Genomic DNA, 19,579 nt, shown 5'->3' on the forward strand with positions numbered 1-19,579 from the left:
GGTTGGGGTCGCGAAAGTCGCCCCGGCGGCTTCGCCGAGGCGACATCAGTCAGGACGCCCAGTCAGGCAGCTTGCTCCAGGGCGCGCTCATTGACACCGCCTTCGCCCAGCCCGGAAAGCGCTTCGTCGGTCGCGACCTCCTCTTTCAATGTCTCGTTGAGGAGCTTGACCACGTCGCTCTTGCCAAGCTGTTCAGCCCACGCGACCAACGTGCCGTAGCGCGCGATTTCATAATGTTCGACGGCCTGTGCCGCGCCGACCAGCCCAGCATCCAGGGCTGGGTCGCCCTTGTATTCGTCGAGAATTTCCGACCCTTCCTCAAGAATGCCGTCGATCGCCGGACAGGTTTTGCCGCGAGCCGGTTTGTCCATAAGTTCGAACACTTGCTCGAGCCGATCAACCTGGCCTTCGGTTTCCATGCGATGTTTCTCGAAGGCCGCAGCCACCTCCTCGGATTCGGCGCCCTTTGCCATCTTCGGCAAGGCCTTGAGTATCTTCTTTTCAGCGTAGTAGATGTCCTTCAGCCCATCGAGGAACAAAGCCTCCAGTCCCTTGGTCGTCGCTCTTTTTGCAGTCGCCATGATTTGTCTCCCTTGGATCGTCGTGAAAGCTCACCGGCGGTGTAGCCATGGACTAACTTTCCATGGAAGCAGTTGTTCCCTGGGGGCGACGTGGAAGGGCAGCGCGTCGAACACCGCTTTTATCGAGGGCCGATCGACATCAAAAGGCGATGGACGATGACGGTGTGAGAACCGCCGGCAGGGGGGACGGAAAGCACCGGGGTTCGTCGCGCCGTATGGAGTAGATGGTGAAAAGAGATACTTCCGATGGGTTCATATACGAAATCATATTTACATATAAAACAAATCATGATGATCTTGCTGTCGTGCAACGGCGGCTAAGGTGGTCGGTTCCGGCGTCCGTCGCCGAGCCTGAATGCCAGCAGATGATCGTGCACAATGAAATCAAAGATGATGTCGCGGTCGAGTGAGCCGTGCATTGGTCGGATGTAGGGAGTGCGGCATGCCCTTTGATGTCATCGTTGTCGGAGCCGGCGCAGCCGGGGCTGTCCTTGCCGCCCGGCTCACCGAAGATGCGGCCACGAACGTGCTTTTGCTGGAAGCGGGGCCGGACTACCGGAGCGGCGAGCAACCTGCCGAGATGGCGAGTCCAAATCCCTTCAACCTGCTGCTTCCCGATCATTTTCAGCAACAATATATGTACCCCGACCTGATGGCTCGCCGCACCAAGCGGCAGGAGCATCGGGTCTACTGGCGCGGCAAGGGGCTTGGCGGTTCGACGGCCGTCAATGGGCAGATTGCCATTCGCGGCGTGCTCCATGCCTTCGACCGCTGGGAGGAAATCGGATGCAAGGGCTGGTCGGGAGCCGACGTGCTGCCCTTCTTCTGCCGGCTGGAGGATGACCCGATCGCGGCTAATTTTCACGGCAGCGATGGCCCGATTCCGATCTACCGCGCGCCTGTCGAAAGCTGGGGAAGCGTCGACAAGGCCATGCGCCAAAGCGCGATGGCCCTCGGCCATCCCTGGCATGACGATCTCAATGCTCCGGATGCCGAAGGGGCTTGCACCTATCCCATCAACAGTCGAGCCGGCAAGCGCGTGTCGGTCAATGACGGCTATCTGGAAGCTGCCCGCGACCGGCCGAACCTCACCATCATCGGGCAGGCGACAGTGGACAAGGTGCTTTTCGATGGCAAGAAAGCGATCGGCGTTTTGGCCATCGTGGCCGGTCAGGTTCGCAAATTCGAGGCGCCGCTGGTCATCGTCTCGGCCGGCGCCATCCACTCTCCAGTCATCCTGCAGCGCTCGGGCATCGGTCCGGCGGCTCTCTTGAATCGAAAGGACATCGAGGTGCTTGCCGATCTGCCGGTCGGCGAAGGTTTCTTCGACCATCCTTATTGCCGCATCGAACTGAAGCTGAAGCCGGAATTCAAGGCGACCGATGTCGACGCGCGGCATACCAACTGCTGTGTGCGGATGAGTTCCGGCGTGCTGGGTGCCGAGCGCGACGACATCCTCTACGTCGCCATGAACCATGGCGGTATCGGCGTGGAGTCCGACAGCGCCCAGTTCGGCGAGGCCATGGTCAATCTGATCCTGATGGAGGCCAAGAGCCGGGGCACCGTGCAGTTGCGTTCCGCCAATCCCTTCGACCAGCCGATCGTGGAAGAGAACATGCTGGACGATCCAATGGATCTTCAGCGCATGCGTATCGCCTATCGCCACCTTGGCGAGATTGCCCGGCAGGTGCCGATCCAGGCGATCGCCGAGCGCGTCCTGCTGGGGGATTCCGATCTGCCTTTGTCATGGCTCGAAACGGCAAGCGACGAGGAGGTCGACAATTTCCTGCTGGCGCAGTCTTCCGATGCGCAGCATGGGATCGGCGGCTGTTGCATGGGGAGGCCCGGCGAGGCCGTGGTCGATCCGGAATGCCGGGTCTACGGTTTTGAAGGGCTGCGGGTTATCGATGCGTCGATCATGCCGCTCGATTGCCAGGCAAACACCAACCTGACCTCGATCATGATTGGCGAGAAAATGGCCGACAGCCTGCGCCGGTCCATCTGACAGCTTGCTGCCGAACGGCATACGGTCGCACGGGAGGCCCGCGCTAAAGGCGCGGGCCTTGAATGTCAGCGAGTGACGTCCACGGTAGTCGTCTTCAGGTCGCACATTTCCATCAGCGTGTGCCGCCCCCCGGTGCGGCCGAGGCCGCTCTGCGTCCCGGCGGCGCCGCCGGCAGGAATATGCGCTCCCAATAGCAGCTCATCTCGTTGATGTTGACGATGCCGACCCTCAGGCTTTCAGCAAAGGCAAAGGCGTTCTTGATGGTGCTGGTGAAGACCGCGGCCGACAGGCCGTAGGGGCTGGACGCCGCAAGTTCCATCGCCTCCTCGTCGGTCTCGAAGGTCAGCACGGGTGCAACCGGCCCGAAGGATTCCTCGACGTTGAGCAGGCTTTCCCGGGTCAGTCCTGTGACGATCGACGGCTCGAAATAGAGATTGGTGGCAAAACCCGACGCCACATTGCCGCCGGTGACGATCTCGGCGCCACGAGCGCGGGCGTCCGCAATGTGGCTGAGCACCTTGTCGATGGCCACCGCATTGTTGATCGGACCCATCGTCGTCGCGGGATCGAAAGGGTCGCCCATTTTCACCTTCGCGGCCGCTTTCACCAGACCTTCGATGAAACGGTCGTGGACGGATTTATGCACCAGCACGCGTTCGGTGGCCGTGCAGATCTGCCCGGCATTGGCAAAGCAGCCGCCCCCCACCTGGGCGGCGGCCATGTCGATATCGGCATCGGCCAGGACGATGGTCGGACCGTTGCCGCCCATTTCGAGCAGAAGCGGCTTGCCCGCGCCACGCCGGGCGATCGTCGCGCCGGTGGCGGAACTGCCGGTGAAGCCGATGGCATGGGTGCCCGGATGAACGACGGCCTCGTCGCCCACCTCCGCACCATCTCCCAGAACGAGATTGATGGCGCCGTCCGGCAAGCCCGCCTCGATGAAGCATTCGACAAGTGCCGTGGCAATCAGCGATGTCGTCGGCGCCGGCACCCAGACAACGGTGTTGCCCGTTGCGACGGCCGGTCCGAGATAGTAGAGGCAGGGCAGGGCGAGCGGGAAATTCCACGGCGTGATGATGGCAAAGATGCCCTTCGGCTGCAGGAAGCTGAAGGCGCGCTTGTTGGCATCGGCCAGGGGAAACGCCGCCGTCTCCAGCCACTTCATCTGCTCTGCCGCATTGCGGAAACCGAGAGCTGCCGCCGATGCTTCGGCCTTTGCCTCGCTGTGGAAGGGCTTACCCTGTTCCAGGCAGAGCAGGTGGGCAAGCTCTTCGGCGCGCCTGTCGATCGCGTCGGCGATGCGCATGCACAATTGAGCGCGTGCGAAGGTTCCCATCTTGCGCATGGTCTCGCGTGCGCCTTCGGCGGCTTTCACCGCGCGACCGACATCGGCGCGGGTGGAAAGGGAGAGATAGCCGAGATGCTCGCCCGCGCCGAGGGCAGCCTGGAAAAACAGGTCAGCATCATTGAGAATTTCATCAATCAGGGCGCGCCTTCAGCGGGCTTGCATTGTTCGGCAGGTAGATGGTGGCGGGAGCGCCGGCCCGGGCAGCCACATAGGCGGTGGCCAGGCCGTGATTGCCGCCGGATGCGGCGACCAGTCCGTTTTCGATCCGGCCCGGCTCGAGCGTTTTCACCCGGTTCGTGGCGCCCCGGATCTTGAAGGAGCCGCTCACCTGGAGGCATTCGAGTTTCAAATAGACATCATTTTGGAGGTTCGCGCCCGTGGCATGGTCGAGCTTGACGACCGGGGTGCGCCGTATGAAGGGGGCAATGCGCCGGGCAGCCGCCATGATGTCTTCATGGCTCATCGGTCAGTGCCTCCGGATATTCGTTGGCCAGCACGAAACAGCAATTCCCCGGGCGCACGCGGCCGGGTTGACGCTTGGCGAAAACGATGCCGTCGATGGGGTGAAGGAGATCGATGGGCGCGCGCGACGGCGTGTGGAGGAAGTGAAGGCGTCCGGCAAGGTCGCCTTTGCTGACGGCACTGCCGAGCGGGCTCAAGGGTTCGAAAACACCGTCCTCCTCGGAAAGCAGATAGCCTTCGCTTCCGGGCACCTTGAGCACGCGTGCGTTGGCGCCAGGGGCAATGTCAGGCGCGCCCTTCAGGACGCCTGCATGTTTCAGCACATTGCGGATGCCCCTGCGGCAGATGGCCAACGCATCCGGACTGACAAGGCCGCCGCCGGCCATCTCGCTGCCGATGACGATCAGCCCCTGGTGATTGGCGGACGCGGTCGAGGTCCGGGTTTCACCGAGATTGTCGACCATGACAACGGTCGGCGCCCCGAAGGCGAGCGTCGCCTTGATGTTCTTGCGATGCCCCTGCGCGGTCGGGGAGGGCTCGATGATCGCGCTCGGCAGGATCATCAGGGACGAACCGCCGGAGTGGAGATCCAGGAAGTAGTCGGCCTTCGGAAACAGGATGTCATGCACATAGGCCGCTATCTGGCTTGTCAGCGTGCCGTTGAAATCGCCTGGAAAACTGCGGTTGAAATTCAACCCGTCGACCGGGGAGGTGCGGGTGCCGGCCTCGACGGCCCGAATGTTGATGGCCGGAATCGCGATGATGCGACCGGCTATATCCCGTGGATCGATCTCGCGCAGAAGCTCGCCGAGCGCGATCGGCCCCTCATATTCGTCGCCATGGTTGCCGCCCTCGATCAGGACCGTCGGACCGTCTCCGTTCTTGATGACGGCGAGTGGAACGCGGACCGTGCCCCAGGCATCGTCGTGCGGCGATTGGGGCACATGGAAGAAGCCGATCTGCTTGCCCTCGCGATCGAAATCGACCGACGTGTAAACACTGTTGTTCCGGGGCGTGATGGTCGCGCGGACAGTGTTTGCTGGTCTCTGTACGGTCATTGGTCGGCCTCGAAATTCATTGTCCCCGTCATCATGTCAGTTTTATATATGGTGTCAAGTTTGGATATAAAACCAATGGCAATTCCGATTTCTTGTCTCTATCGTGCGTGGACCACCGGGGATTCTTCGAATGGCAGATGACGCAAAAGAGAGTGGCAAACCGACCTATTCGGCCCCGGCGCTGACGAAGGGTCTGGATGTCCTGGAGCTGCTGGCGGAGGCGCGGGCGCCCTTGACGATGAAGGAGATCGCGGAAGGCCTCGGTCGTTCGAAGAATGAGATTTTCCGGATGCTGATCGCGCTCCAGGAGCGTCAATATATCGAGCGCAACGCCGAGACCGACGCCTATTCGTTGACCGACAAGCTTTTCAAGCTGGGGCTGCACACGCCGAGCGCTCAGGATCTCATGTCCGCCGCAATGCCCGAGCTGACGCGGATTGCCGGGGACTCAAATCAGTCGCCGCACCTGGTCGTCTTCAATCATGGCTTGACCGTCGTGACCGCGGCCGTTCCCGGCGGCGAGGACATGGCGTTCACGCTGCGCCTCGGCTACGGCCGCCTGGCCACCGACGCGACCTCCGGCCATGTGATCCTTGCCTTCCAACCGCCAAAGGTCGCGACGCGGATGATCGACGAATGTGCGGCACATTCGCCGGCGCCGCTGGATCGAGAGGCGCTGGAAAAGCAGCTTCGTACCATCCGCGCGGACGGTTACTGGATGCGCGAGAGCCGTGATTTCGTCGGCATCACCGATATCTGCTGTCCGGTCATCGGACCGGACGGCAGCGCCGTCGCCTCCATTATCGTCGCCTATATCAATCGCCATACGCGTGAAAGCCGCCATGCCTTTACTCTGGAGGTCCTGCGTGCTGCCTGCGATCGCATCTCCATGAAGCTGTCACCGAAGGTTCGCTGAGGGGTCGTGGTGCGCTGACGGCGCAGACGAGGCACCGCCCGCGGGGCGTTTGCACCGGATGGATAATACCAGTATAGGTCCAGTCAGGAATGTTTTGATCCTGGGTGCTTCTCGCGCGGGAGGAAGAGCAATGACAACCGTGAACCTGATCGGGCTTGTCAGTCGGGAGATGGAAGCGACAGCCTACGATGTGCCGCTTTACAGACGGTTGAAATCGGCGATCGAGGCAGCGATCCGCTCCAATGCGTTGAAGGCCGGCGCGGTTCTGCCGGGCGAGCGGGTTCTGGCGGAAGCCCTGTCGATCTCGCGTGTCACTGTGAGAAAAGCTCTGGCGTTGCTCGAAGAGGAAGGGCAGCTCAATCGCCGGCATGGTTCCAAAACCGAGATCGGGTCGCGGGTCGAAAAATCGCTTTCGACGCTGACGAGCTTTTCGGAGGACATTCTGGCGCGCGGCCTGAAGCCTGGATGCCTATGGCTTTCCAAACAGATAAGCCGTCCATCGCCAGCCGAAATGATGGCTTTGGGTATTGCCGCAAACACCAATGTAATCCGCATGCGCCGCGTGCGGACGGCCGATGGCGCGCCGATCGCCGTCGAGGTCTCGGCCGTGCCGGTTCGCTTCCTTCCTTCGCCCGAGATGGTTCAGGACTCCCTCTATGAAGCGCTAGATGCATGCGGCTTCCTGCCTCAGAGGGCAATCCAGCGCATGCGCTCGCGCGGCGCATCGCTGGAGGATGCAAGACACCTTCATTGCGAGATGGGCGCACCGCTGCTGATGACCGAGCGCCGCTGCTTTCTCGCCGACGGACAGATCGTGGAATACTGCGAGACACGCTACAAGGGAGACGTCTACGACTTCGTCTTCGAGCTGCAAAGATAATACCAGTTATGAACTGGTTGTAATCTGGTATTTTCCATTTATCGTGATGGCGACAGGGGAGTGCCGACGTGCAGCGGGAAGACATCGCCAACAGTCTCATCGTGTCCTGCCAGCCGGTTCCCGGCGGCCCGATGGACAGTGCGCAATTCGTGACGGGCTTTGCCAGGGCCGCTCTTGAAGCCGGAGCCAAGGCCCTGCGCATCGAATCCGTGCCCTATGTCGCGGCCGCCCGCCTGGCCGTCCGCGTGCCGATCATCGGTATCGTCAAGCGCGATCTCACCGACAGCCCCGTGCGCATCACGCCCTATCTGGCCGATGTCGAGGCGCTGGCCGAGGCGGGCGCCGATATCATCGCTTTCGATGCGACGGACCGTGTCCGTCCCGTTCCTGTCGAAGCGCTTGTGAAAGCCGTCAAGGCCAGGAACAAGCTGACCATGGCCGATTGCTCTTGCCTTGACGATGCGCGCCGGGCCCTTGCCGCGGGTGTCGATTTCGTCGGCACGACGCTTTCCGGCTATGTCGGCGGGCCGGAGCCGGAGGATCCGGACATTGCCCTCATCGCTCAAATGCGAACCCTGACCCCCTACGTCATCGCCGAAGGGCGTATCCGGTCGCCGGAGCAGGCGGCCGCCGCCGCGCGCGCCGGCGCCTGTGCCGTGGTTGTCGGATCGGCGATCACCCGTACCGAGCACGTCACCTCGTGGTTCCACCAGGCGATTTCCGAGGCCTATGCGGCAAGAGGCACGCAAACCGTGCTTGGCCCAACCGTGCTGGGCATCGACATCGGCGGAACCAAGACTATGGCCGCGCTGGTCAGCGGCGGCAAGGTGATCGAGGACATGATCGTGCCGACGGCGCGAGAGGCTGGACCCGACGCCTGGCTGGCATCCCTTGCGCAAAGCACGTCAGCCTGGTCAAGCCGCATCAGTCGTATCGGTATTGCGGTGACGGGGCTGGTGCACGATGGACGCTGGTCGGCGTTGAATCCGGCGACGCTTGGCATTCCCGACGGCTACCCGCTGGTCGAAAGGGCATCCGCTGTTTTCGGCAAGCCCGTCTGTGCGTTTAACGATGCCCAGGCAGCCGCCTGGGGCGAATACAAATTCGGCGCCGGGCAAGGTCGCGACATCGTCTTTCTGACCATCTCGACCGGAATTGGCGGCGGCATCGTTTGCAACGGCCGATTGCTGTCCGGTCTTACCGGTCACTTCGGTCTGATCCGTAGTTTGTCTGAAGACCAGGCCCCGCTCGAAGACAGCACCTCCGGCCGCTGGATCGCTTCGCAGGCCCTCAAGGCCGGCTTCAAGGCCGATGCCGCCGATGTGTTCGGGCATGCGCTGAAGGGCGAGGCCTGGGCCGATGCCATCGTCTCGCGGAGCGCCTCGCGGGTCGCGACGCTGTGCCGGGACATTCAGATGATGTTCGATCCGAAATCGATCGTCATCGGCGGCAGCATCGGTCTTGCCGAAGGCTATCTCGACCGGGTGCGCGCGCATCTGGGCGAGGTTCCACCGCGCCTTTCCTCCAATCTCGTTGCGGCGAAGCTCGCGGGCCACGCCGGCGTCATCGGTGTTGCCGATCTTGCCGAATGGGCAAGGTAGCGGCGCCGCCGGTCATGCCATGCAAAAATCATCAAAAAAGAAGGGAACGATCATGAAATTGAGCAGGACGTCTTTTGCGCTTATGGCCACCCTCCTCGCGGGGACAGCTTTGCCGACCTTTGCCAATGCAACCGTGACCGTGCTCGGCTGGCCTGGCGGGTCCGAGGAAACCGCACTGCGGGCAACCGTGGAAACCTACAACAAGCAGGCAAGCGATGCCGACAAGGTGGAGCTGCTGTTCTTCAACCGCGAAGGCTTTTACGACAAGCTGCAGGCCGACATGGCGGCCGGATCCAACGCCTTCGACGTGAACCTCGTCGCCACCTACTCGCTCGGTCGCTACGCGCCCTATATGGAGCCGGTCGATCTTGGCGCGGATGCGGCCAAGGTTTTCGGCGAATCCGTTCTCAAGACGATGCAGTTCGACGGCAAGCAATACGGCGTGCCGACCGACCTTTCGCTGCACTTCATGTACTACCGCAAGGATCTCGTCGACGCCTTGAGCAGGGATGACGCCGCCAAGAAGACCTATGGTGAAATCGCCCAGAAATATCTCGGCAAGCCGCTGCAGCCGAAGGACCCGGACAGCTGGACCTGGGACGACTGGGCGGCCACCGCCCTCTATTTCACCAAGCAGGTGAACCCCGACAGCCCGGTGCGTTATGGCACGGTCCTGCAGATGAAGAACCTGCTGTTCAACATGATGGTCTTCCAGTCCCTGCCGCGCTCCTACGGCGGCGACTGGATGGACAAGAACCGCAATGTCACGGTGGATTCCGATGCCTACAAGACCGGCCTCGAGCTCTACAAGAAACTCTATGATGCCGGGTCATCGCCCAAGGATTCGCTGAGCTACGAATATGCGGAAACCAACGCGGCCTTCGCATCCGGTCAGGCCGCGACGGCACTGCAGTGGAATGCCGCGGCGGCGGATCTGACCAGCACCGAAAAATCTCCGGCGGTCGCCGAGGTGACCGGGATTGTCGCGCCGCCGGCAGGTCCCGACGGACGCGCCGATCATATCCACGGCCTTGGTTTGGGCCTCAACAAGAACGCCAAGAACAAGGAAGGCGCCGTCAAGTTCCTGAAGTGGCTCGCCACCGAGGATGCGGCCTTGCTCTATGCGCGCAGCGGCGGTTCGCCGGCATTGTCTCCCGATGTCGTCGCCAAGGTTGCGAAGGAACGTCCCGATCTCGTCAAGCTCGGCGAATTCGCCAGCAAGTACGGCTATGTCATGACCGGAGCGACGTCCGCGAGTGCGCTCCCGGTCTATGAGCTGCAGGCAAAGGAGTTTACCGGCTACTGGTCCGGCCAGCAGAGCCTCGAGGATGCGCTCGCCCACACCAAGGCGGGCATGCAGGACCTTCTCAAGAAATGAACCATTTGCCGGACGCCGGGTCGAGCTCGGCGTCCGGCGCGTTTGGCGGATCGACATGGCCCTTGTGACACGTGCCGAAGGCAGGATGTATCTGACACCGCTGGTCGGCTTCCTGCTGCTGTTCCTCGGCTTTCCGGCGATCGTCAATCTGATCTATTCCATTTCGGCCGTCACATTCGAGACGCTGCGCAGTCCGGTGTTGAGCGGTTTCAGCAACTATGTCGCGGTGTTGAACGACCGCGAATTCTGGAGCTCGGCCTGGTTCTCTCTGCGCTTCGGTATTCTTACCGCATCAGCCGAATGTCTGATCGGTCTTTTCCTTGCCATCTTCCTGGCACCGCTTCTGAGCAAGCGACCAGTCCTGATGGCGCCGTTGATGCTGCCGCTGATGGTCGCGCCGGCCATGGTCGGTCTCATGTACCGGCTGGTGCTGCATGAATTTGCGGGCCCCGTCCCCTACTATCTCTTCGAATGGTTCGGTGACAGCCCGGCCTTCCTCGACATCAACAATGCCTTCCGCACCCTTGTCGTCGTGGAGACGCTGCAATGGACGCCTTTCGCCTTCCTGCTCTTCTACATGGCCTATTCGGCCATACCGCTCGACGTGCGCGAAGCCTCCTCGCTCGATGGCGCATCACCGTTTGAGATCGTCCGGTGGATCGACCTGCCATTGATGAAGCCGACGCTGGTCATCGCGTTTTTCATCCGTTTCATCGACGGTTTCCGGGTGTTCGACAATGTCTATGCATTGACCGGCAGTGGTGCAGGAGGTTCAACGACGTCCTTGTCGATCTACATCTACCAAGCCTTCTTCAAGGAAGGGGCTATTGGCAAGGCGGTCGCCGCCTCGGTTGTCCTGTTCCTGGCGTCGTTCATCGTTCTCCACTGCCTTAACCGGCTTGCCGGCCGCAGGAAGCGTTGACGATGGCCGGGGCACTGCGCTGGATCGTTTTTGCCATCGCCGTGCTGGCGATGAATTTCCCCATTATCGTGACGCTGATCACATCGCTCAAAAGCCAGCGCGAGCTTTCGACGAACCCCGGTTTGTGGATCAGCCAGCCGACGCTCGACAACTATCTGGAGGTCCTTACGCAGACCAGCCGCTTCAACATATATGCCTATCTGCTGAACAGCACCGTGGCGGCGCTGATCGGAACCGGCCTTGCGATCGTGCTCGCGTTCCCGGCTGCCTATGCGATCGCGCGCAGCGAGGCGGGAAAGCGCTTGGTCCTGCCGATCGTCATCAATCTTCGCGCCGTGCCGCTGATCATCTTCGCGATCCCGCTTTACATGATGTACCAGTGGCTGGGCCTGCTCGATACGCGGATCGGGCTCGGGCTCATCCTGACCATCGTCAACGCGCCGCTTGCACTCGTCATCCTGGTAAACGCGATTTCAGATGTACCAGTCGAACTCGACGAGGCGGCGAAAGTCGATGGCGCAAGTTCCTTGCAGGTGATGATGATGATCGTCCGGCCCGTGATCCGACCGGCGCTCGTCACAACCTTCATCTTCGGCTTCATCACCGCCTGGAACGAATTCCTCTTCGGCCTCATGCTGACAACCAGTCGTGCCGTGCCGATGACGGTCGGCGCATCCTTCTTCTTCGCCGCGAGCGGCGGTGGCGTAAAATGGGGAACCGCTTCCGCCGTCATGATGCTGGGCGCCTTGCCGCCGGCATTGCTGGGTCTTGTGATGTATCGGCAGATATCGGGATCCATGACCGCTGGGGCGGTCAAGGGCTAAAGCAGAAGAAGTTCGTCTTTCCGACAAGTTGGACAACCCAATCCGACAGCGCCAGCGCACTTGTCAGGCCAGGTGACTCGATTCCGAAAAGACGGATCAGCCGTCCGGACGGATCTGCCAGAATGTCGAAATCGCCGAACTGCAACCCGTTCGTTAGGCCGTAGCCCACAATAGCTCGGCTCCAGTTCCCCTCTCTCAGCCCCGGCCAATAGATGGCGCGTAAAATGGTGTGGCCCCGGGCTGGCCGAGGAAAGAAGAAATGGTGCAGCTTGCTGATTGCGAAATCGCGATGGCGCAGACGCAACGCAGTCTGCTTAGGTCCAGCCTAAGCCGAACTACTGAAAATCATAATTTGTGCAGCGCACCCAACGTGCTTTGCTCCGCCATCGGCTGAAAGGAAACAAGAAAAGAACGTCAGGCGACAGGCTTCGGCGATGCCTCCGGAGCGGGTTCGTTCGGGCCGGGATAACGCCCGACTTCAGAAAAACAGGGGAACGTGATGACGACAATAATCTCGAAGTTTCGCCGGGCCGCGCTGGTGGCCGGCATTGCGCTCAGCGCCATATCGGTGAGCCTCCACGCCGAAGCTGGCAGCTTGAAACTGGGCATGACGACCTGGGTGGGGTACGGACCGCTCTTCCTTGCCCGTGACATGGGCTACTTCAAGGAAGGTGGGCTCGATGTCTCGCTTGAAATCATCGAGGAAGCATCGCTGTATATGGCGGCTGTTGCCGCCGGCGAGCTCGACGGCAGCGCCTCGACCGTCGACGAGATCATGAAGTATCGTTCGAAGGATGTTTGCTTCAAGTCGGTCTATGCGCTGGATGACAGCCATGGCGGCGATGGCGTGCTCGCGCCCAGCGGGGTCAAGAGCATCGCCGACCTCAAAGGCATGGACGTAGCGCTGAACGAGGGTTCAGTGTCGCAGTTCTGGTTCAATATCCTGCTCAAGCAGGCCGGTCTCACCCAGGCCGATGTGAAGATCACCAACATGACGGCAGACGATGCCGCCGCCGCCTTCATGGCCGACCGCATTCCCGTTGCCGTCACCTGGGAACCGCATCTGACGCTGGCCAAGAAGGAAAACAAGGGACAGGTGCTGATCGACTCCTCCAAGACACCCGGCTTGATCGTCGATGTGGTGGCGCTCAACTGCGACTACATCACGAAGAACCCCGGAGATGTCGAGGCGCTGGTGAAGGGCCTCTACAAGGCCAACGAGTTCATCAAGGAGAATCCTGAGAAGGCGTATGAGGTGATGGCCAAAGGCGTCGGTGGCTGGCTGAAGGATCCGAAGGACTTCGCTTCCTCGGCCGCTGGCGTGAACTTCTACGGTAAGCAGCGCAATGCCGAATTCTTCGCCGGTGGCGAGACTGGCGAAGCCGGCAAGCTGATCAAGCTGGGCGGCGATATCTGGGGCGGCTTCGGCAAGCTCAAAATGGACGTCAAGTATGACGACCTCGTCGATACGTCCTTCCTTGGGAAGTAGCTTGGCCTTGGAAAGTAGCTTGGCCTTGGAAGTAGCTTGGCCTTGCAAAGTAGCTTGGCCTGCGAAGTAATTTGACGTTGCAAAGTGATTTGGCTGAACCGGAGGCGGACCTCGCGCCTCCGGTCCAAGCGGCCCAAAAGGGTATCCCGTGACACTAGCACCGAACACGAGCTCTCTGGTCAGCAATGGCGTGACCGCGAGAGTTGAAGAAGGTCAGGCCGGTCGATCCGTCCTGAAAGTCATCGCCACACCGTTTCGGGCTGTGCCGCGCTCTCTCTCCATTACGCTCGGCTTCATGGTCTGGATCGCCGTCATCGGCGGCTGGTTCGCGCTGACCTATTCCGGAGCGGTCAAGGAAATGTTCCTGCCTCGCCCCGAATCCGTGTTGTCCACCACCATCAGCATGGCGCTTGACGGGTCGTTGTGGGAGCATGTTTTCGCCAGCGTCCAGGTGGTGTTGATCGGCTTCGTCCTTTCGAGCATCGTTGCGGTGCCGCTTGGATTGACGATGGGCACCTATCGCATCGTCCAGGCCGTTCTCGAACCGTTGGTCAATTTCATACGCTATCTGCCGGTGACGTCCTTCGTGCCGCTTTTCATCCTGTGGATCGGCATCGGCATCGAGCAGCGCGTTGCCGTCATCGTCTTCGGCGTCTTCTTCCAGCAGCTCGTCATGATCGCCGACAGCGCTCGCAGCGTCCAGCGCGACCTTGTCAACGCAGCCTATACGCTCGGCACGAAACGAGGCGACACGGTCTTCCACATCGTCTTTCCGGCCACGCTTCCGAGCGTGCTGGATGTGCTGCGCGTCACCATGGGCTGGGCCTGGACCTATCTCGTTGTGGCCGAACTCGTCGCCGCCCGCAGCGGACTTGGCTACATCTCGCTCAAAGCCATGCGCGGCTTTCAGGTCGACGTGATCTTCATGGCCATCGCCATGATCGGCATCCTTGGTCTTTGCACCGACCAATTGTTCCGGGGCATCCGCCGCCTCGTCGCTCCCTGGGCCAATTGAGGAACACGCACACATGGACGCCCTGAATCTTACGACGAAACCAAAGAGTTCCGACATAGGCATCGACAATGTGGTCCTGCGCTACGGCAAGGGTGACAATGCGGTGCTGGCGCTGGATGGCATTTCCTTTCACGTCGTGCCCAACGAATTCTGTGTGATCGTCGGCCCATCCGGCTGCGGCAAGTCGAGCCTGCTTTATCTCGTCGCCGGTCTTGAGGAGCGCACCGGCGGCATGATCGTAGTCGGCGGCAAGCCTGTTACCGAGCCGGGCCCGGATCGCGGCATGGTGTTTCAGGCATATACGCTGTTTCCCTGGCTTACGGTGGCGCAGAACGTCGAATATGGCCCGAAGCGGAAGGGCATTGCGCCGGCCGAGCGCAGGGTCATTGTCGAGCATTTTCTCCACGAGGTCGGTCTGGCAAAGTTCGCCAACCATTACCCGTCTCAGCTGTCGGGCGGCATGAAGCAGCGCGTTGCGATTGCGCGCGCGCTCGCCAATGATCCGGACGTGCTGCTGATGGATGAGCCTTTTGGAGCGCTCGACAGCCAAACCCGTCACAGCATGCAGAAGCTTTTGCTGAGGATCTGGGATCATTCCAAGAAGACGGTCCTGTTCGTTACCCATGACATCGACGAAGCGATCCTGCTGGCGGACAGGGTGCTCGTCATGTCCGGCCGGCCCGGTCAGATCAAGAAGGAAATCCGCGTAGGCCTCCCGCGTCCACGCAGCATGGATCTGGTCATGGAGCCGAACTTCATCGCCATGAAGCGGGAGATCCTCGAGCTCCTGAAGAATGACGAAGACGACGAGCACTAATGCATGTCGCTCAAAAGTGACCTCGGTTTTGGGCGGACGACATGCATGAAACAGACATCAGCAGTCTTCGGTGTGGATGACGAAACGGGTAAGGCATGGGCATCGAGGCGGCGGAATTTGACTATATCGTCATTGGCGCGGGCTCGGCCGGCTGTGTCTTGGCAAACAGGCTGAGCGCAGACCCGGCAGTTCGTGTCTGCCTGATCGAGGCGGGCGGCAGCGACGACCGCACCAGGGTGCGCGTGCCGGCCGGCATTCTCTCGCTCTACGGCAATCCGAACTTCGACTACGGCTACAAGGGCGTGCCGCAGCCGCTGCTCAACAACCGCCGCATACCCGTCAACCGGGGCAAGGTTCTTGGGGGGTCGAGTTCGATCAACTCGATGGTCTATATTCGTGGCGCCGCGCAGGACTACGATGAATGGGCAGCGCTTGGCTGCACCGGGTGGTCCTATGCCGATGTCCTGCCGGTCTTCAAGAAATTGGAGCGGAACTGCTTGTTGCAGAGCCCCGCCTATCACGGATTCGACGGCGAATTGCTGGTCGACAATCCGCGCGATCCCAACGTGGTATCAAGCCTGTGGGTTGAGGCGGGCAGAGGCGTAGGCCTGCCCGAGAACCGCGACTTCAATGCCGGTGGCCAACTCGGCCTCGGCATCTACAACGTCACCCAGAACAGAGGCGAGCGCTTCTCGGCCTACAGCGCCTTTGTCCGGCCGATTCTCGGCCGCTCGAATCTACGGATATTGTCAGGCGTCGAGGTTCTTGATCTGGCGATTGAACGCGAGCGCGTCACCGGCGTCAACGTGATCAGGGAAGGCGCAACCCAACGGTTGGGGTGCCGAGCGGAGGTCGTCCTCAGCGCGGGTGCGATCGGATCGCCGCGCATTCTGCTTGCTTCCGGCGTCGGCCCGACCGGGGAGCTGAAAGCAGCGGGGATTGAACCGGTCGCGAACCTGCCAGGCGTCGGTAAGAACTTGCGCGACCATGTCGATGGCATGATCACGGTGCGATCGAACAGCCGCAAGACGCTCGGCCTTTCACTTGCCAATCTTCCGGCGATGCTGGCGGCGCCGTTCCAGTATTTCGCCCGGCGCAAAGGCATGCTGACGACCAACTATGTCGAAGCCGGCGGCTTTGCCAGGACGAAGTATGCCGGGAGCATACCCGACATTCAGTTCCACTTCGTGCCGGGCTATCGCAGCCATCGCGGTCGGCTCGTCGAATATGGCCACGGCTATGCCGTGCACACCTGTGTGTTGAGACCCGGGAGCGTCGGCGAAATCACGCTTCAACGCGACGGCACCCGCCGCAATATGCTCATAGACCATCGCTTCTTCAGTGACGAACAGGATGCCCTGACCCTCGTCGAGGGCATAAAGGTCGCGCGTTCGATCCTGGCTTCGCCGGTTTTCGGCGGCATCCGCGGACCGGAAATCCTGCCTGGGCCCAACGTGAACACCGATGACGAGATTCTCGCCTATCTGCGTGCCGAGGCTCTCACAGTCTATCATCCGGTTGGCACGGCCAGGATGGGCAACGACGCCATGGCGGTGGTTGATCCCGCCGGTCTCAAGGTGCGCGGTTTCGACAATCTGCGCGTCGCTGATGCCTCCGTCATGCCGACATTGATCGGTGGCAACACCAATGCGCCATCCATGATGATTGGCGAAAAGGCGGCTATGGCAATACTGGCGTAACCGTCTGCGCGCGGCCAATTCAGCATTTAGGAACAAGCTAACCACTGCCACATGAAATCGTAATTTTCGCTGCCCGGTCCCTCCAGTAAACCAACGATCAGACCTCCGCCGCATGCGCAGAAACTCTCGGGGAGAGCCAGAAAGGGCCGCTGAATGCCAGTCGAAACAGTAGACACGCTTGTTGTTGGCGGCGGCCAGGCGGGGCTGGCGATGAGCGAGCATCTGAGCAAGTGCGGCGTGCCCCATCTCGTCCTAGAGCGGGACCGCATCGCCGAACGCTGGCGTAGCGAAAGATGGGACTCGCTGGTCGCCAATGGTCCCGCCTGGCATGACCGTTTTCCCGGCATGGAATTTCCCAATGCCGGTCCGGATGCCTTTATCGGCAAGGAGAAGGTCGCCGACTATTTTGTCGCTTACGCCGACATGATCGCTGCCCCCATCCGCTGCGGCGTGGAGGTCAGGAAAGTGGAAAGGCTTGTCGGCCGTCCCGGCTTCCGGATCGAAACCTCGGATGGCGTGATCGAAGCCAGGAGCGTGGTTGCCGCCACCGGCGCTTTCCAGCATCCGGTCATCCCGGCCGTCGTTCCCGGGGACGCCGGACCTATGCAGATACATTCCAGCGCCTATCGCAATCCCGGCCAACTGCCCGCAGGCGCGGTGCTGGTGGTCGGCTCCGGGTCTTCGGGGGTGCAGATCGCCGACGAACTCCAGCGTGCGGGACGGCGGGTTTATCTCTCGGTCGGGCCGCACGATCGGCCGCCGCGGGCCTATCGCGAACGTGACTTCTGCTGGTGGCTGGGGGTTTTGGGCAAGTGGGACGCGCAGGCGCCTGCGCCTGGCACCGAACATGTCACCATCGCGGTCAGCGGCGCGCGTGGCGGCCAGACGATCGACTTCCGGCGCCTTGCCGCGCAAGGGATGACGCTGGTTGGCCGGACCGAATCCTACAGGCACGGTGTGATGACCTTCGCACCCGATCTGGCCAAGAATATCGCGCGCGGCGATGCGAATTACATGTCGGTTCTGGACGAGGCAGATGCCTATGTCGCCCGCAACGGCCTCGACCTTCCCCCAGAGCCCGAGGCCCGCAAGATCGGCCCGGACCCGCGATGCATGACCGATCCCATTCTCGAGCTGAACCTGTCGGAAGCCGGGATAGGTTCGATCATCTGGGCGACGGGATTCACCGTCGACTACAACTGGCTGAAGGTCGATGTGTTCGACGAAAGGGGCAAGCCGAAGCACCAGCGCGGTGTGTCGACCGAGCCCGGCATCTATTTCCTCGGACTGCCTTGGCAATCGCGCAGGGGGTCGAGCTTCATCTGGGGCGTCTGGCACGACGCGCAGCATGTGGCCGACCATATTTCCACGCAGCGCAAATACCTGGCCTACCATGCGTCCGCGAAGCGCGAGACCAAGGTGGCATAGACACGGCACCTCAAACGAGATGCCCCGACCTCGAGCCTGATCCGACGGAGACCAAGATGGCGCATACAAGAATTCGAAAGTTCAACACCAAGGACACTTATCCCGAGCAGAAGCTCGACAATGATCTGTGCCAGGCGGTCGTTACGCGGGGCGGCAGGACCGTCTATCTGCGCGGCCAGTGTCCGCAGGACCTCGACACGGCCAAGAACATCGACAGCCATGATCCAGTCGAGCAGACGCACAAGGTCATGCAGAACATCCGCCAGCTGATCGAGGAGTGCGGCGGCACCATGGAGCACCTGGTCAAGGTGGTGGTCTACATCACCGATGTGCGCCATCGTGAGGCGGTCTACCGTACCATGGGCGAGTATATCAGAGGCGTGCATCCCGTCTCGACCGGCCTTGTCGTGCAGGCCTTGGCGCGGCCGGACTGGCTGGTCGAGATCGACGGCACCGCCGTCATTCCGGACTGATTGCGATGACCTTTTCCATTGTCGCGCGGTGCGGCCGCACCGGCATGTTCGGGGTCGCGGTGTCCTCCTCGTCGCCTGCTGTTGCGGCGCGCTGCGCCTATGCGCAGGCGGGCGCCGGGGCCATTGCCAGCCAGAACGTCACCGATCCTACGCTTGGACTGCGCGGTCTCGAATTGCTGGCGCGCGGCGTGTCCGCGGCGGAGGCGATTGCCATATTGAAGCGCACCGGTGCCTATCCCGAATACCGGCAGGTGCTGGCTGTCGACGCCGCTGGAGCGACCGCGATCCATTCGGGTCCCAAAGCTCTTGGCATCTGGGCGGAGGCGCGAGCTGACAATGTCGCCTGCGGCGGCAACATGCTGGCCCATGATGGCGTGCCGCAAGCGATGGTCGAGGCCTTCCTGGCGTCGGAGGGGCATCTCGGCGACCGCCTCATCGCGACTATGCGCGCGGCGCTGACAGCCGGCGGCGAGGCTGGCCCTGTCCATTCCGCCGGCATGAAGCTGGTGCGTGAGGTGGCGTGGCCGGTCGCCGACCTGCGCTGCGACTGGACCGACGATTGTCCTATCGAGCAACTGGCGGCGCTGTGGCAACTCTACAAGCCACAGCTCGATGCCTATGTGACCCGCGCGATCAACCCATCCGATGCGCCGAGCTACGGCGTGCCGGGCGACGAATAGTC

Annotated in this window: 19 protein-coding genes; 14 read left to right on the top strand and 5 right to left on the bottom strand. The window is 61.6% G+C overall.

Going from position 1 to position 19,579, the window contains the following annotated elements:
* Positions 1 to 62: 62 nt before the first annotated feature.
* Positions 63 to 581, bottom strand: a complete 519-nt coding sequence (locus LB559_RS21835) for a ferritin-like domain-containing protein (RefSeq protein WP_013530428.1) — start codon at positions 579 to 581, stop codon at positions 63 to 65.
* A gap of 442 nt (positions 582 to 1,023) precedes the next feature.
* Here LB559_RS21835 and LB559_RS21840 point away from each other — a divergent pair, with 442 nt between their 5' ends.
* The gene (locus LB559_RS21840) at positions 1,024 to 2,586 is read left to right on the top strand and encodes a GMC family oxidoreductase (RefSeq protein ID WP_224674945.1); all 1,563 of its coding nucleotides are present in this window, start codon (positions 1,024 to 1,026) and stop codon (positions 2,584 to 2,586) included.
* 112 nt (positions 2,587 to 2,698) lie between these two features.
* On the opposite strand, the gene LB559_RS21845 is transcribed toward LB559_RS21840, so the two are convergent.
* From LB559_RS21845 to LB559_RS21855, 3 genes are all read right to left on the bottom strand, one after another.
* Complete coding sequence (locus LB559_RS21845; RefSeq protein ID WP_318014180.1) at positions 2,699 to 3,961, bottom strand: aldehyde dehydrogenase family protein; 1,263 nt, start codon at positions 3,959 to 3,961, stop codon at positions 2,699 to 2,701.
* 103 nt (positions 3,962 to 4,064) lie between these two features.
* A complete protein-coding gene (locus tag LB559_RS21850) occupies positions 4,065 to 4,397 on the bottom strand; it encodes a pyridoxal-phosphate dependent enzyme (protein ID WP_224674946.1) in 333 nt (110 codons plus the stop codon).
* Positions 4,387 to 5,454 (bottom strand): succinylglutamate desuccinylase/aspartoacylase family protein, encoded by a 1,068-nt coding sequence (locus LB559_RS21855; RefSeq protein WP_224674947.1) that lies wholly within the window; start codon positions 5,452 to 5,454, stop codon positions 4,387 to 4,389. The genes LB559_RS21850 and LB559_RS21855 overlap by 11 nt, the downstream gene beginning before the upstream one ends.
* Before the next feature lie 130 nt (positions 5,455 to 5,584).
* Between LB559_RS21855 and LB559_RS21860 the strand changes: the two genes are divergently transcribed.
* From LB559_RS21860 to LB559_RS21885, 6 genes are all read left to right on the top strand, one after another.
* On the top strand, positions 5,585 to 6,370 hold the full coding sequence (locus LB559_RS21860; protein ID WP_024503981.1) for an IclR family transcriptional regulator: 786 nt from the start codon (positions 5,585 to 5,587) through the stop codon (positions 6,368 to 6,370).
* Positions 6,371 to 6,500: 130 nt separating this feature from the next.
* Positions 6,501 to 7,250: a GntR family transcriptional regulator gene (locus LB559_RS21865; RefSeq protein ID WP_224674948.1), complete on the top strand. Its 750-nt coding sequence runs from the start codon at positions 6,501 to 6,503 to the stop codon at positions 7,248 to 7,250.
* Between the two features lie 68 nt (positions 7,251 to 7,318).
* Positions 7,319 to 8,851 (top strand): putative N-acetylmannosamine-6-phosphate 2-epimerase, encoded by a 1,533-nt coding sequence (locus LB559_RS21870; protein WP_224674949.1) that lies wholly within the window; start codon positions 7,319 to 7,321, stop codon positions 8,849 to 8,851.
* Between the two features lie 82 nt (positions 8,852 to 8,933).
* The gene (locus LB559_RS21875) at positions 8,934 to 10,229 is read left to right on the top strand and encodes an ABC transporter substrate-binding protein (RefSeq protein WP_224674950.1); all 1,296 of its coding nucleotides are present in this window, start codon (positions 8,934 to 8,936) and stop codon (positions 10,227 to 10,229) included.
* Between the two features lie 55 nt (positions 10,230 to 10,284).
* Complete coding sequence (locus LB559_RS21880; protein ID WP_224674951.1) at positions 10,285 to 11,151, top strand: carbohydrate ABC transporter permease; 867 nt, start codon at positions 10,285 to 10,287, stop codon at positions 11,149 to 11,151.
* A 2-nt stretch (positions 11,152 to 11,153) separates the two neighbouring features.
* On the top strand, positions 11,154 to 11,975 hold the full coding sequence (locus LB559_RS21885) for a carbohydrate ABC transporter permease (RefSeq protein WP_027160930.1): 822 nt from the start codon (positions 11,154 to 11,156) through the stop codon (positions 11,973 to 11,975).
* Here the strand turns inward: LB559_RS21885 and LB559_RS21890 are convergent.
* Complete coding sequence (locus tag LB559_RS21890) at positions 11,965 to 12,279, bottom strand: hypothetical protein (RefSeq protein ID WP_224674952.1); 315 nt, start codon at positions 12,277 to 12,279, stop codon at positions 11,965 to 11,967. The two genes, LB559_RS21885 and LB559_RS21890, sit on opposite strands and share 11 nt — an antisense overlap.
* A 195-nt stretch (positions 12,280 to 12,474) precedes the next feature.
* Between LB559_RS21890 and LB559_RS21895 the strand changes: the two genes are divergently transcribed.
* The 7 genes from LB559_RS21895 (at position 12,475) to LB559_RS21925 (ending at position 19,577) form a co-directional block, all read left to right on the top strand.
* Positions 12,475 to 13,464, top strand: a complete 990-nt coding sequence (locus LB559_RS21895; protein WP_013530444.1) for an ABC transporter substrate-binding protein — start codon at positions 12,475 to 12,477, stop codon at positions 13,462 to 13,464.
* Between the two features lie 148 nt (positions 13,465 to 13,612).
* Positions 13,613 to 14,479 carry an ABC transporter permease gene (locus tag LB559_RS21900; RefSeq protein WP_024503974.1) on the top strand — a complete coding sequence of 289 codons (867 nt, stop codon included), beginning with the start codon at positions 13,613 to 13,615 and terminating at the stop codon, positions 14,477 to 14,479.
* A gap of 13 nt (positions 14,480 to 14,492) precedes the next feature.
* A complete protein-coding gene (locus LB559_RS21905; protein WP_013530446.1) occupies positions 14,493 to 15,296 on the top strand; it encodes an ABC transporter ATP-binding protein in 804 nt (267 codons plus the stop codon).
* 95 nt (positions 15,297 to 15,391) lie between these two features.
* Positions 15,392 to 16,996, top strand: coding sequence for a GMC family oxidoreductase (locus LB559_RS21910; protein WP_224674953.1), 1,605 nt, complete (start codon positions 15,392 to 15,394; stop codon positions 16,994 to 16,996).
* A 153-nt stretch (positions 16,997 to 17,149) separates the two neighbouring features.
* The gene (locus LB559_RS21915; protein ID WP_024503972.1) at positions 17,150 to 18,424 is read left to right on the top strand and encodes a flavin-containing monooxygenase; all 1,275 of its coding nucleotides are present in this window, start codon (positions 17,150 to 17,152) and stop codon (positions 18,422 to 18,424) included.
* Between the two features lie 56 nt (positions 18,425 to 18,480).
* A complete protein-coding gene (locus tag LB559_RS21920; RefSeq protein ID WP_013530449.1) occupies positions 18,481 to 18,897 on the top strand; it encodes a RidA family protein in 417 nt (138 codons plus the stop codon).
* A 5-nt stretch (positions 18,898 to 18,902) separates the two neighbouring features.
* Positions 18,903 to 19,577, top strand: a complete 675-nt coding sequence (locus tag LB559_RS21925; protein ID WP_024503971.1) for a DUF1028 domain-containing protein — start codon at positions 18,903 to 18,905, stop codon at positions 19,575 to 19,577.
* Positions 19,578 to 19,579 lie beyond the last annotated feature (2 nt).

This window comes from Mesorhizobium sp. BR1-1-3, assembly GCF_020165455.1.
In the GTDB taxonomy this organism is placed as follows: Bacteria; Pseudomonadota; Alphaproteobacteria; order Rhizobiales; family Rhizobiaceae; genus Mesorhizobium; species Mesorhizobium ciceri.